The sequence below is a fragment of the Millisia brevis NBRC 105863 genome (genome assembly GCF_001552615.1).
In the GTDB taxonomy this organism is placed as follows: Bacteria; Actinomycetota; Actinomycetes; order Mycobacteriales; family Mycobacteriaceae; genus Millisia; species Millisia brevis.
In genome coordinates this window covers 27,107-40,373 of sequence record NZ_BCRN01000016.1, presented here as the reverse complement: position 1 = coordinate 40,373, position 13,267 = coordinate 27,107, and the positions used below count along the sequence as shown (strand labels likewise).

At 69.8% G+C, this 13,267-nt stretch carries 13 protein-coding genes; 10 read left to right on the top strand and 3 right to left on the bottom strand.

The genetic code is table 11. From position 1 onward, the window contains the following. Both MB1_RS19725 and MB1_RS19720 read right to left on the bottom strand, forming a co-directional pair. A complete protein-coding gene (locus MB1_RS19725; RefSeq protein ID WP_066911490.1) occupies positions 1–831 on the bottom strand; it encodes an ABC transporter permease in 831 nt (276 codons plus the stop codon). Beyond that, positions 831–1,823 carry an ATP-binding cassette domain-containing protein gene (locus MB1_RS19720; protein ID WP_066911487.1) on the bottom strand — a complete coding sequence of 331 codons (993 nt, stop codon included), beginning with the start codon at positions 1,821–1,823 and terminating at the stop codon, positions 831–833. Before MB1_RS19720 ends, MB1_RS19725 begins: the two co-directional genes overlap by 1 nt. Positions 1,824–2,017: 194 nt before the next feature. On the opposite strand from MB1_RS19720, the gene MB1_RS19715 reads away from it, so the two are divergent. The 3 genes from MB1_RS19715 (at position 2,018) to MB1_RS19705 (ending at position 5,478) form a co-directional block, all read left to right on the top strand. Further along, a complete protein-coding gene (locus MB1_RS19715; protein ID WP_066911720.1) occupies positions 2,018–3,133 on the top strand; it encodes a glycosyltransferase in 1,116 nt (371 codons plus the stop codon). A gap of 65 nt (positions 3,134–3,198) precedes the next feature. Next, positions 3,199–4,281, top strand: a complete 1,083-nt coding sequence (locus MB1_RS19710; protein WP_066911484.1) for an alpha/beta hydrolase — start codon at positions 3,199–3,201, stop codon at positions 4,279–4,281. Between the two features lie 132 nt (positions 4,282–4,413). Further along, complete coding sequence (locus tag MB1_RS19705) at positions 4,414–5,478, top strand: 2,3-butanediol dehydrogenase (RefSeq protein ID WP_066911481.1); 1,065 nt, start codon at positions 4,414–4,416, stop codon at positions 5,476–5,478. Between the two features lie 74 nt (positions 5,479–5,552). Here the strand turns inward: MB1_RS19705 and MB1_RS19700 are convergent, their stop codons facing one another. Then, the gene (locus MB1_RS19700; RefSeq protein WP_066911478.1) at positions 5,553–6,419 is read right to left on the bottom strand and encodes an SDR family oxidoreductase; all 867 of its coding nucleotides are present in this window, start codon (positions 6,417–6,419) and stop codon (positions 5,553–5,555) included. A 182-nt stretch (positions 6,420–6,601) separates the two neighbouring features. Between MB1_RS19700 and MB1_RS19695 the strand changes: the two genes are divergently transcribed. The 7 genes from MB1_RS19695 (at position 6,602) to ccsB (ending at position 13,258) form a co-directional block, all read left to right on the top strand. Then, positions 6,602–7,012 carry a winged helix-turn-helix transcriptional regulator gene (locus MB1_RS19695; protein ID WP_066911475.1) on the top strand — a complete coding sequence of 137 codons (411 nt, stop codon included), beginning with the start codon at positions 6,602–6,604 and terminating at the stop codon, positions 7,010–7,012. A 57-nt stretch (positions 7,013–7,069) separates the two neighbouring features. After that, entirely contained in the window at positions 7,070–8,404 is a 1,335-nt protein-coding gene (hemL, locus tag MB1_RS19690; RefSeq protein WP_245650271.1) for a glutamate-1-semialdehyde 2,1-aminomutase, read from the top strand. A 110-nt stretch (positions 8,405–8,514) separates the two neighbouring features. Further along, positions 8,515–9,120 carry a histidine phosphatase family protein gene (locus tag MB1_RS19685; protein ID WP_066911717.1) on the top strand — a complete coding sequence of 202 codons (606 nt, stop codon included), beginning with the start codon at positions 8,515–8,517 and terminating at the stop codon, positions 9,118–9,120. Continuing rightward, positions 9,117–9,749 (top strand): TlpA disulfide reductase family protein, encoded by a 633-nt coding sequence (locus MB1_RS19680; RefSeq protein ID WP_084352249.1) that lies wholly within the window; start codon positions 9,117–9,119, stop codon positions 9,747–9,749. Before MB1_RS19685 ends, MB1_RS19680 begins: the two co-directional genes overlap by 4 nt. Continuing rightward, a complete protein-coding gene (locus tag MB1_RS19675) occupies positions 9,739–10,593 on the top strand; it encodes a cytochrome c biogenesis CcdA family protein (RefSeq protein ID WP_066911466.1) in 855 nt (284 codons plus the stop codon). The genes MB1_RS19680 and MB1_RS19675 overlap by 11 nt, the downstream gene beginning before the upstream one ends. Next, the gene (gene resB / locus MB1_RS19670) at positions 10,590–12,248 is read left to right on the top strand and encodes a cytochrome c biogenesis protein ResB (protein ID WP_066911463.1); all 1,659 of its coding nucleotides are present in this window, start codon (positions 10,590–10,592) and stop codon (positions 12,246–12,248) included. Before MB1_RS19675 ends, resB begins: the two co-directional genes overlap by 4 nt. Continuing rightward, positions 12,248–13,258 (top strand): c-type cytochrome biogenesis protein CcsB, encoded by a 1,011-nt coding sequence (gene ccsB / locus MB1_RS19665; RefSeq protein WP_066911714.1) that lies wholly within the window; start codon positions 12,248–12,250, stop codon positions 13,256–13,258. The genes resB and ccsB overlap by 1 nt, the downstream gene beginning before the upstream one ends. Positions 13,259–13,267 lie beyond the last annotated feature (9 nt).

The window sequence follows — 13,267 nt, the reverse complement described above, 5'->3', positions numbered from 1 at the left end:
TCAGCGGGCCCGGCTGTAGCCGATCATCGCCAGCGGGGCGAAGACCGCGATCAGCGCGGCGCAGGCCACCAGCGACCAGCCGACCGCGCCGGTCACCGTGCCGTTGTTGGCCAGATCCCGCACCGCGGTGACGATGAACGACACCGGGTTGATGTCGGCGAAGGCCTTGAGCCAGCCCGGCATCGTGTCGGTCGGGACGAAGGCGTTCGACAGGAATGTCAACGGGAACATGATCATCATCGACAGGCCCTGCACGCTCTGCGCCGACCGGGCGATCGACCCGATCCAGCAGAACACCCAGCCGAGCGACCAGCCCGCGATGATCAGCAGCGCACTCGCGCCGAGCACCCCGAAGATCCCGCCGTCGGGGCGGTAGCCCATCACCCAACCGGTGGAGAAGGTCAGCACGATCGCGATCGCGTACCGCAGCACGTCGGCGAGCATCGGACCGGCCAGCGGCGCCAGGCGGGACATCGGGAAGGAGCGGAACCGGTCGGTGACGCCCTTGTCCATGTCGTCGCGAAGCTGGGTGCCGGTCGTCATCGAGGCGATCAGCACCGTCTGGGCGAGGATGCCCGGAATCATCAGCGGCAGATAGTCGCTGACGTCACCGCTGATCGCCCCGCCGAAGACGTAGGCGAACATCACCGTGAACAGGATCGGCATCACCGCGACGTCGATGAACTGTTCGGGCTTGCGACGCATCTTGATCAGCGCGCGCCAGGCCATGTCGACGGTCTGACTCGCCGAATCGCGCAGGCTGGGGCCGCGCGAGAGATCGACGACAGGGGGGCTGGGTTGTACCGATTCGCGCACGTCGACCGCGGTCATCACGCGACCTCCTTCCGGGTCTGAACGTCCGTTGCGGACGGTTCGGTGTCCTTGCCGGTCAGGGCGAGGAAGACCTCGTCGAGACTCGGCTTCTGTACGGCCAGGGATTCGACGCCGATCCCGTTCTCGCGCAGGGCGATCAACGCGTCGGCGGTCCGGTCGGCGTCGGCGAGCGGCACCGTCAGCCGCACCAGCTCCGGTGTGGGAGCGGGGGTTTCCCCGATCACCTGTTGCAGCACCGACGCCGCCGCGGACAGCTGCATCGGATCGGTCAGCGTCAGCTGCAGGGTCGAGGAGCCCACCAGGGTCTTCAGCTGGTCGGGGGTACCCTCGGCGACCTTGGTGCCGTGATCGATCACCGCGATGCGGTCGGCGAGCTGGTCGGCCTCGTCGAGGTACTGGGTGGTCAACACGATGGTGGCGCCCTCGTCGACCAGGGTGCGGATCGTCGTCCACATCTGCCCGCGGGTGCGCGGATCGAGGCCGGTGGTCGGCTCGTCCAGGAAGATCACCGGCGGCCGGGTGATCAGGCTGGCGGCGAGGTCGAGGCGCCGACGCATACCGCCGGAATAGGTGCGCGCCGGGCGTCCGGCCGCGTCGGAGAGCCCGAATTGCTCGAGCAGGGTCTCGGCGCGACCGCGCGCGGCCGAACGGGACAGTCCGCGCAGCCGGCCGAAGAGCCGCAGATTCTCCGAACCGGTCAGATCCTCGTCGACCGATGCGTACTGGCCGGTCAAGCCGATCAACTGGCGCACGATGTGGGCCTCGTGCGCGACGTCGTGCCCGAGCACCGACGCCCGGCCGCCATCGATCGGGAGCAGGGTGGCGAGCATGCGGACCATCGTGGTCTTGCCCGCGCCGTTCGGACCGAGGACGCCGAAGATCTCGCCACGACGCACCTCGAGGTCGATGGCGTCGACGGCGCGGTTGGCGCCGAAGGTCTTCACCAGCCCGCGGGCCATCACCGCGGCTGAGTCATCGATCGATGTCATGCCACCACCCTGCCGCCGTCCGGTTTCAGCCCGGTTTCAGCGCCGCTGCGGTCGGTATCACCGCAGGTGAAAGGGGCATGTACGGGGTGCGACCGGACGGCGGCGCGGTACCGGACAGTGTTCACCTATCGGTCAGGGGCCGGTCGGCGCAGCGTTGGGGATCGCACACGCCCACCGGGTCTGATGGGCCCATGATGCGGGTCGTCCAGGTGGCGAACTTCTACGGACCGCGATCGGGCGGTCTGCGCACGGCGGTCGACCGGCTCGGCGCGGAGTACTGCGCTGCGGGACACGAGGCGTACCTGATCGTGCCGGGCCCGACCCACCGGCAGGTCCGACTGCCCTCCGGGGTGGTGCGCATCGAGGTGCCCGCCCGCCGCATCCCGTTCACCGGTGGCTACCGGGCCGTGCTGCCGCAGCCGGTGGTCGCCACCCTCGAACAGCTGCGTCCGGACGCGATCGAGGTGTCCGACCGGTTCACCCTGCGTTCGCTGGGGCGCTGGGGGTCGCGGCACGGGGTGCGCACCGTGATGATCTCCCACGAGCGGCTCGACCGGATCGCCGGACAGCTGCTGCCCGCCGGCGCCGCCCGCCGATTCGCCGACGTCGCCAACCGGCGATCGGCGCGCGACTACGACGTCGTGCTGTGCACCACGGACTTCGCGCGCGAGGAGTTCGAGCGCATCGACGCGCCGAACGTCGTCACCGTCCCGCTCGGCGTCGACCTCGACCTGTTCCACCCGAGCCGCTACAACGCCGACATCCGCCGCCGCTGGGTGCGCGACGAGCAACTCCTGCTGGTCCACTGCGGTCGGCTGTCGGTGGAGAAATGCGCCGACCGCAGCATCGACACCGTTGCCGCACTGCGTGACTCGGGTATCGACGCGCGGCTGCTGGTCGTCGGTGATGGCCCGATGCGTCGCCGCCTCGAACGGCGCGCGGCCCGGCTGCCGGTCGACTTCACCGGCTTCGTGACCGACCGTGCGGTGGTCGCGGGGCTGCTGGCCTCCGCGGACGTCGCCCTCGCGCCGGGCCCGCACGAGACCTTCGGGCTCGCCGCGCTCGAGGCGCTGGCCTGCGGCACCCCGGCGGTGGTCTCCCGGACCTCGGCGTTGACCGAGATCCTCACCGACGACAGCGGGGCCTGCGCGGACAACGACCCGGTGGCGATCGCGGCCGCGGTCACCACCGTGGTCGGACGACCCGAGAACATCCGCCGGCGCGATGCCCGCCGCCGGGCCGAGATCTTCAGTTGGTCGGCGTCCGCGCGGGGCACCCTGACCGCGTTGGGGGACCGGCAGTCGGCGTGAACGGCGGGTAGTCTCGGCACCGTCGGCCGTCGGCGACGGTACGCGCGAGTCGGAAGAAGGCGGCCATGTCCGATCGAGTCTCCGCATTTTCGGAAAATGTCGCCCGCGGATTGCTGCGCGCGCTGGCGAACCTGCCGGGCCCGGTACTCCGGGCGATCGCCGGCCGACCGATCGAGGTCGACGGACGTCGACTGTTCACCGAGGTACAGGTGTTCCTGCGGCTGGCGAACCTGGCCCCGCCGCGCGATCTCGCCGCCGCGGATCCGGAACACCAGCGCGTCGAAATGGACCTGCAGGCGCGCATCTTCGGCGGCCACATCCCGGTCGACCACGTCGAGGACATCACCATCCCGACCCGCGACGGGCAGGTCCCGGCGCGGGTCTACCGCGCGCAGCGGCCGCTCGAACCACACGGCACCGTCGTCTACTACCACGGTGGTGGCTGGGTGGTCGGGGGACTGGAATCCGCCGACGCCACCTGTCGATTCATCGCCACCAATGCCAACGTCACCGTGATCTCCGTCGAATACCGGCTCGCCCCCGAGCATCCCTTCCCCGCCGCGGTGCACGACGCGATCGATTCCTATCTGTGGGTGCGCCGCCACCCGCTGTGGGGTTCGGTGGTCGCCGTCGCGGGCGACTCGGCGGGCGGCAACCTGGCGGCGGTGGTCTCGCAGGCGACCGTCGATGCGCCCGACGGCGGTCCGGACTTCCAGCTGCTCTACTACCCGGCGACCGATATGAGCGTCAAAAGGCAGTCGTACAGCCAGTTTTCGAGTGGCTTCATGCTCACCGAGAGCAATACCGATTGGTACAAGCAGACCTATCTGGGCGATCCGGAGTTGGCGAGCGATCCGCAGGCGTCGCCGTTGCTCGGGTCGGTGGTCGGGGTGGCACCCGCGCATGTGGTGGTCGCCGGATTCGACGTCCTGCGCGACGAGGGGATCGCCTATGCGGAGTTGCTGCGGGCCAACGGAGTTGCCGCGACCCTGCAGGAGGTCACCGGCCACGTGCACGGCTTCGTCAACGTCGTCGCGATCGGTACCGAGGGGGAGGTCGCGCTGCGGGAATCGCTGGCCGCGCTGACCGCCGGATTACTCGGCGCCCGCCGGGCCGAAACGGTCCTTCCGACGCCTGCGGAACGTTGACATCGTCACAGGTCCGGATTGTCACAACGCGAGTGGACACCAGCGGTGGTAATACCAGAGGTGGAGGCGAAGGTGCCTCTCATCCGGGAGCCCGGTGCGCCCGGCATCTGACGATTCACGAGGAGCGACCTGATGAAAGCCGCCCGTTACTACGACCGCGGGGACATCCGAATCGAGGACATCCCCGAACCCACCGTCGAGCCGGGCACGGTGGGAATCTCCGTTGCCTTCTGCGGTATCTGCGGAACCGACCTGCACGAGTACCTCGACGGGCCGATCTTCGTTCCGCCGCACGGCCATCCGCACCCCATCTCCGGTGAAGCGGCCCCGGTGACCATGGGTCACGAGATGTCCGGCGTCGTCTACGCCGTCGGTGAGGGCGTCACCGACATCGCTCCCGGTGACCATGTCGTCGTCGAGCCGTACATCATCCGCGACAGCGTCGACACCGGCCCGGACAGCACCACGTACCACCTGTCGGACGATATGAACTTCATCGGGCTCGCCGGACACGGTGGCGGCCTGGCCGAGAAGATCGTCGTCGCCCGCCGCTGGGTACATCCGGTCGGCGATATCCCGCTGGACGAGGCGGCGCTCATCGAGCCGCTGTCCGTCGGCTTCCACGCCTTCAAGCGCTCCGACGCCAAGACCGGCGACTTCGCGCTGATCACCGGCGCCGGCCCGATCGGTCTGCTGACCGCCGCGGTGCTCAAGGCCGAGGGCATCACCGTCGCGATCTCCGAGCCGAGCGAGCTGCGCCGCAAGAAGGCACTCGACACCGGTGTCGCCGCCCACGTCTTCAACCCGATCGACACCGACGTCGTCGCCGAGGTCAAGGCGTTGACCGGCGGCAAGGGCGCGGACGTCGGCTTCGAATGCACGTCGGTACAGCCCGCGCTCGATACGTTGTTCGACGCGATCAAGCCGACCGGTGTCATCGTCGTCGAGTCGATCTGGGGCCACCCCGCGTCGCTCGAGATGCAGAAGCTCGTGCTCAAGGAGATCGACCTGCGCGGCACGATCGCCTACGTCAACAGCCATCCCGAGACGATCAAGCTCGTCAAGGAGGGCAAGGTCGATCTGCGCCCGTTCATCACCGGCAAGATCGCGCTGGAGAACCTGATCGACGAGGGCTTCGAGACGCTGATCAAGCGCAACGAGACCGCGGTCAAGATCCTGGTCGACCTGAGCAAGTAGACCGCTCGCATCCCCACCGCACACCAAAGCCCATCGGCGATCGCGCCGATGGGCTTTGTGGTGTCGCAGTTCGATCAGCCGGCGAGGACCTTCGCGGCCGGGGTCGACGAGCGGCCGATCAGGTCGTGCAGATCGGTCGAGTCGGTGTCGAGGTCGCCGCGCGCGATGCCGGCGTCCAGGCCCGCCACGAAGGCCGCGGTGCCCTCGTCGAGACCCACGCTCAGCAGCGCGGCGGTCAGCTGCTCACCGGTGAGGTTGGTGTAGGTGACCGCGGTACCGCGCGCGGTACCGATCGCCTCGGCGAGCTGCGGGTAGGTCAGGTGCTCGTCGCCGGCGAGCTCGTAGACCTTGCCCTCGTGTCCGGTGCCGGTCAGCACCGCGACGGCGGCGTCGGCGTAGTCGGCGCGCGCGGCGCCGGCGACCCGGCCGTCGTTCACGGCGCCCTGCAGGGTGCCGGTCTTCGCGGCGGTGTCGGCGTCGGCAGCGTAGTTCTCCCAGTACCAGCCGTTGCGCAGGATGGTGACCGCCAGCGGGGACTCGGCGAGGACCTTCTCGGTCGCGAGGTGCTCACCGGCGAGGGCCAGCGTGGAGGTATCGGCCTCGAGCAGGCTGGTGTAGACCAGTCGCCGCACGCCCGCGGTCTGCGCGGCGGTGATGACGTTGGTGTGCTGCGCCAGGCGCTGTCCGACCTCGGAGCCCGAGACCAGCAGCACCGAGTCGACGCCCGCGAAGGCGGCCTCGAGCGCCGCGACATCGGTGTAGTCGGCGGTGCGGATGTCCACACCGCGCGCGGCGAGCGCCTCGGCCTTGGCCGGATTGCGCACCACGCCCACGATCTTGTCCGCCGGGTGGCCGGAGGCGATCAGGCCCTCGACGGCCAGGCGGCCGAGATGTCCGGCCGCGCCGGTGACCGCGATCGTGGTGGTGGATTCGGTGCTCATGTCGTGCCCCTGTCGGTGGTGTCGTTCGTCGGTGGTGTTGTTCGTCGGTGCGGTGGAAGCGATCGGTCAACTCGGCGAGCGTCGCGGGCTTGTCGTGTCGTCGTGCTCGTCTCCACTGTGCACTAACTTTTCGTATGGTGCAAACAAAAACTCATGCACGCAAATATTGGTAGCGCGGCGGAATGGGAAGCGGTAGGGTGGCGCTTGTGAACGCGCACGACGACAACCTGGAGGCCAACGTCTTCGCACGTGCCTGCGGGTCGCGCGAGGCCCTCCAGAACGTCACCGGACGGTGGGGCGCGCTGGCCCTGGCGGCGCTGGCCGAGGGCACGTTCCGCTTCAACGAACTGCGGCGACGCGTCGACGGCGTCAGCGAGCGGATGCTGGCCCAGACGCTGCAATCCCTCGAACGCGACGGACTGGTGGTGCGGACGGTCGTGCAGGCGATCCCGCCGCGCGTCGAGTACTCGCTGACCCCGCTCGGGGTGCGCGCCGCCGAGTCCCTGGTCGCCCTGATCGAGGTGCTCGAGTCCGGGCTCGGCGACATCGTCGCCGCCCGCGACGCCTACGACGAGCAGCGCAACGTCTCCTAGCCGGCCCGGGGCAACCCGGCGCGCATCGACCGTTCGCGGGCTGGAACACTGGACCACGTGAATGACGGCATCGTCGACGACGTTCCCGAGTCGGCCGCCCTCTTCGAGCGTGCGAGCGGCGTGATCCCCGGAGGGGTCAATTCGCCGGTTCGAGCCTTTCGATCTGTGGGTGGCACTCCCCGATTCATTGTCCGCTCCAGCGGCTGCACGCTGGTCGATGCCGACGGTCGCAGATATGTCGACCTGGTGTCCTCGTGGGGGCCGATGATCCTCGGCCACGCCCATCCGGCGGTGGTCGAAGCGGTGACCGCCGCGGCGGCCCACGGCCTGAGCTTCGGCGCACCCACCGAGGCGGAGATCGAACTGGCCGAGGAGATCATCGACCGGGTCGACCCGGTCGAGCGGATCCGACTGGTCAACTCCGGTACCGAGGCGACGATGAGCGCGGTGCGCCTCGCCCGCGGCTACACCGGCCGCACCAAGATCATCAAGTTCGCCGGCTGCTATCACGGCCACGTCGACGCGCTGCTCGCCGAAGCGGGCTCCGGGCTCGCCACGCTGGGCCTGCCGACCTCGCCGGGCGTCACCGGCGCCCAGGCCGCCGACACGATCGTGCTGCCCTACAACGACGCCGCCGCCGTCGAGGCCGCCTTCGTCGCCAACCCGGACGCGATCGCCTGCGTGATCACCGAGGCCGCGCCCGGCAATATGGGCGTCGTCCCGCCGGTCGACGGGTTCAACGCCAAGCTGCGCGAGCTGACCAGCCGCTACGGCGCACTGCTGATCATCGACGAGGTGATGACCGGCTTCCGCGTCTCGCGCAGCGGCTGGTTCGGCCTCGAGGGGGTCGCCGCCGATCTGTACACCTTCGGCAAGGTGATGAGCGGCGGATTGCCCGCCGCGGCCTTCGGCGGGCGCGCGGAGATCATGAACCGCCTCGCCCCGCTCGGCCCGGTCTACCAGGCCGGCACCCTCTCCGGTAACCCCGTGGCCGTCGCCGCGGGCCTGGCGACCCTGCGCGCCGCCGACGCCGCCGCCTACGCGGCGCTCGACGCCAACGCCGACCGGCTCTCCGGCCTGATCGACACCTCGCTGACCCGCGAGGGTGTCCCGCATATCGTCCAGCGGGCGGGCAATATGGTCGGCGTCTTCTTCACCGAGGACCCGGTGACCACCTACGCCGCGGCGACCGCGACGCGCACCGACCTGTACCCGGCCTTCTTCCACGCCCTGCTCGACGCGGGCGTCTACTCCGCCCCCAGCGCCTACGAGGCGTGGTTCGTCTCGACCGCACTGGACGACGACGCCTTCGCCACGATCGAGGCCGGCCTGACCAGCGCCGCCAAAGCGGCGGCCGTCGCGTTCGATGGTTCGACCCGGAACGGGGAATGATGGAGCACAGTGCCGGCGGACACGGCCTCGGCGAGCAGACGACGGTCGAACAGGGCAATTTCCTGGGGCTCGACTACCCGCACGTCGATACCCACACGATCGTGCACGTGATGCGCCACGGCGAGGTGCACAATCCGCGCGGCATCCTCTACGGCCGACTCCCGTCGTTCCGGCTGTCGGTCAAGGGTCGCGATCAGGCCCGCGCGGTCGCCGGCGCCCTCGCCGATCACGACATCACCTACGTCGTCGCCTCCCCGCTGCAGCGCGCGCAGGAGACCGCAGCGCCGATCGCCGAGAGCCACGGGCTGACCGTGCACACCGACGAGAACCTCATCGAGGCCGGCAACGACTTCGAGGGCCTGCGGGTCGGCGTCGGTGACGGCGCCCTGCGGCGCCCGCAGCATTGGTGGAAGCTGCGCGACCCGTTCACCCCCTCGTGGGGCGAGCCGTACCTGCAGATCGCGCACCGGATGCTCGCGGCGGTCAACGCCGCGCGGGTCGCCGCGGTCGGCCACGAGGCGGTCTGCGTCAGCCACCAGCTGCCGGTGTGGACGCTGCGCCGCTTCCTGCAGGGGGAGCGGCTCTGGCACGATCCGCGGCATCGGCAGTGCTCGCTGGCGTCGTTGACCTCGTTGGTCTACCAGGGTGACACCCTGGTAGACATCGTCTACTCCGAGCCGGCCGGGGCCTCCGACCCGTCGGTGACCGGCGCATGAGACGTCGTTCCACCCGACGTCGTCGCCCGCTGCGCGGGGCGCGGCCGGCCGCCGCGCTCGTAGCGGTGGCCGCTCTCGTCCTCACCGGCTGTGCCACCGGCACGGATGCGGTGGCCCAGGGCGGCGGTGGCACCTTCGATTTCGTCTCTCCGGGCGGCAAGACCGAACTGTTCTTCGACCCGCCCTCCGAGCGCGGCACGATCGGCTCGATCTCCGGCCCGGACCTGATGGACACCGACCGCACGATCTCGCTCGACGATTTCGCCGGCTCGCCGGTGGTGATCAACGTCTGGGGCCAGTGGTGCGCACCCTGTCGCGCCGAGGCCGACCAGCTCGAGCAGGTCTACCAGAACAGCAAGGATCGCGGCGTCCAGTTCCTCGGCATCAACGTGCGGGACAACACGATCGACAAGGCCCGCGATTTCGTGATCGACCGCTCCGTCGGCTACCCGTCGATCTGGGATCCGCCGATGCGCACCCTGGCGGCCTTCGGCTCCGGCTATCCCACCTCGGTGGTGCCGACCACCGTCGTGCTCGACAGCGAGCATCGGGTGGCCGCGGTCTTCCTGCGCGATCTGCTGGTCGAGGATCTGCAACCCGTGGTCGATCGGGTGGCCGATGGGGGCTGACGGATCCGGCTTCTCGCTCGGTGAGTGGTTCGCCGATACCGCCACCACCGGGCCGCTGCTGCTCGCCCTGGTCGTCGCCGCGATCGCCGGTTTGGTCTCCTTCGCCTCGCCCTGCGTGATCCCGCTGGTCCCCGGCTACCTGTCGTACCTGGCCGGACTGGTCGGCGAGAGCGCCGCGCCGATGCGGGTGCCCGCCGCGGCCGGCGCCGCCGGGTCCGCCGATCCGGATACCGCGCCGGCGCCGATATCGCGGGCCGCTCGCCGCCGCGTCGCCGGCGCCACCGCCCTGTTCGTGCTCGGCTTCACCGTGGTCTTCGTCGCCGGCACCGCGACGATCTTCGGCCTGATGAGCACGATCGCGCTCAACCGGGAACTGCTGCAACGTCTCGGCGGCGTCGTGATGATCCTGATGGGCCTGACCTTCATGGGTCTGGTCCCGTGGCTGCAGCGCGATATGCGCTTCGCCCCGCGGCGGGTCGGTTCGCTGGTCGGCGCCCCGCTGCTCGGTGCGACCTTCGCGCTCGGCTGGACGCCCTGCCTGGGTCCGACCCTGGCCGCGGTGATCAGCCTGACCGCCGGCACCGAGGGAGCGACCGCCGCGCGCGGCGTGTCCCTGATCGTCGCCTACTGCCTGGGCCTGGGCCTGCCGTTCGTGGCGCTGGCGATCGGCTCGACCTTCGCGGTACGCGCCGCCTCGGTGCTGCGCAAGCACAGCCGGACCATTCAGCTCGTCGGCGGTGTCGTGATGATTCTGGTGGGGGTGGCCCTGTTGATCGGCTGGTGGGATCTGTTCGTCGTCTACATCCGCGACGCCTTCGTCACCGACGTGGTGTTGCCGGTATGACCAGCCTCGACACCCCGCCCGCCGCACAGGCGCCGGAAGCCCCCCAGCCCCCGCCGCGGCAGGGGCCGATCGGCCGCATCGTCGCGCTGATCCGCAACACCTGGCGGTCGCTGACCTCGATGCGCACCGCGCTGGTGCTGCTGTTCCTGCTCGCGCTCGCCGCGATCCCCGGCGCTCTGCTGCCGCAGCGCAGCCTCAACCGCACCCGGGTGCAGGAATACCTCGACCAGCACACCGTCATCGGGCCGATCTTCGATCGCCTCCAGCTGTTCGACGTCTTCTCCAGCGTGTGGTTCACCGCGATCTACGTGCTGCTGTTCGTCTCGCTGGTCGGCTGCATCCTGCCGCGCACCGTCGCGCACTACAAGGCGATGCGCACCGACCCGGTCGCCGCGCCGCGCCGGCTGACCCGACTGCCCAACCATGCGACCCTCGAGTGGCCGGCCGACGGTAGCGACCCGGTGGACGTCGCGGCCAAGCAGCTGCGCGGCTGGCGCAAGATCCGGCGCACCGAGGCCTCGGGTGCGACCACGCTGTCCGCGGAGAAGGGCTACTCGCGCGAGTTCGGCAACCTGATCTTCCACATCTCGCTGGTCGGCCTGCTGATCGCGGTCGCCGCGGGCAAGCTGATCGGCTACGAGGGCAATGTCGTGGTGATCGCCGACCCCGACGGCCCCGGCACCTGCAGCACCTCGCCCGCTGCCTTCGACACCTTCCGCGCCGGAAATATGCTCGACGGCACCGGCCTGAACCCGGTCTGCGTCAAGGTCGACACCTTCCAGGCCGACTACCTCGACAGCGGCCAGGCCAAGATGTTCACCTCGCAGGTGCGCTACCAGACCGGCGCCGAGCTGTCCGGCGACACCTGGCACGACGCGACCCTGCGGGTCAACGACCCGCTGCGCGTCGGCGGTGACCGCATCTACCTGCAGGGCCACGGCTTCGCGCCCACGTTCACCGTCACCTGGCCGAACGGGGAATCGCGCACCGAGACGGTGCCCTTCGAGCCGACCGACCTGACCCGCTTCCTGTCCTCGGGGGCGCTGCGCTTCGACCCGCCGGCCGGCATGTATCCCGACGCCGACCAGCGGCGCGGCCAGCAGATCGCGATCGAGGGGCTCTTCGCGCCGACCGCGCTCTTCCACGACACCCTGCTGACCTCGGGCTTCCCGGCGATGACCGACCCGGCGGTCGCGGTCGACGTCTACCGCGGCGACTCCGGTCTCGACACCGGCTTCCCGCAGAGCATCTTCTCGCTCAACCAGGAGCTGATCAATCAGGGTCGGCTCGTGCAGCAGGCCCGCGTCAACCTGCGGCCGGGGGAGACGGTGACCCTCGACGACGGCACCACGGTCCGCTTCGACGGGGCCAAGGAGTTCGTCAACCTGCAGTTCTCCTACGACCCCGCGCAGATCTGGGTGCTGGTGTTCGCCCTGTCCGCGCTCGGTGGGTTGATCGTGTCGTTGATGATCAAGCGGCGTCGCATCTGGGTCAGAGCGCACCCGGCCGACGCCGACGGAATGATCGTGGTGGAATTGGGCGGGCTCGCGCGTACCGACCAGGCCGGTTGGGGCGACGAGTTCGAGCGCGTCACGCGCCGGATCTCGGGCCACCGCGATACGAGCCCCGGCGGGGCACTTCAGGATGGTGGGTGATATCGGACATGGAGATCAACGAGAACCTGTCGCGTTACAGTGACCTGGCCTTCTCCACCTCACTGGTGTTGCTGGTCGTGGCATTGCTGATGCTGACCGCCGAGCTGGCCGGTTCCCGCGGCCGCCGCGCGCAGGCCCGCGACAACGAGCGCGAACTGCTCGAGGTCGGCAGCTCCGTTGGATCCGGCTCGCCGCCGATCGGCTCCGCCGTCCCCGGCCGCGTCGTCACCCCGGAGAAGCGGCCCCTCGGCGAATCGCTCGGCCGTTCGGGGATGCTGCTGGTCGGCGTCGGCACGCTGAGCCTGCTCGCCTCGGTGGTGCTGCGCGGTCTGGCGACCAACCGGTTCCCGTGGGGGAACATGTACGAGTTCGTCAACGTGACCGTGCTGTTCGCGCTGCTCGCCGGCCTGGTGATGCTGCGGCGCCCCGCGCTGCGCCCGATGTGGGTCTTCGTGCTGATCCCGGCGCTGGTCCTGATGACGGTCTCGGTGGTCTGGCTGTACTCGGCCGCCGCACCGGTCGTGCCCGCCCTGCAGTCGTACTGGCTGCCGATCCACGTCTCGGTCGTCAGCCTGGGCTCCGGCGTCTTCCTGGTCGCCGGCGTCGCCAGCCTGCTGTTCCTGTTGCGGCTGCGCTTCCCCGGCTCGGGGAGCGATTCCTCGCACTGGTTCGTCCGGATGCTGGGCAACCTGCCCGACGCGCGCACCCTCGACTCGATCGCCTACAAGGCGACGATCTTCGGCTTCCCGATCTTCGGCTTCGGCGTCGTCTTCGGCGCGATCTGGGCCGAGGCGGCCTGGGGCCGGTTCTGGGGCTGGGACCCCAAGGAGACGGTCTCGTTCATCGCCTGGGTTGTCTACGCGGCGTACCTGCACGCGCGGGCGACATCCGGATGGCGCGACACCCGGGCGGCGTGGATCAACGTCGTCGGCTTCCTGGTGACGGTGTTCAACCTGTTCTTCATCAACATGGTCGTCTCGGGTCTGCACTCGTACGCCGGACTGAACTGAGGAGGCCGC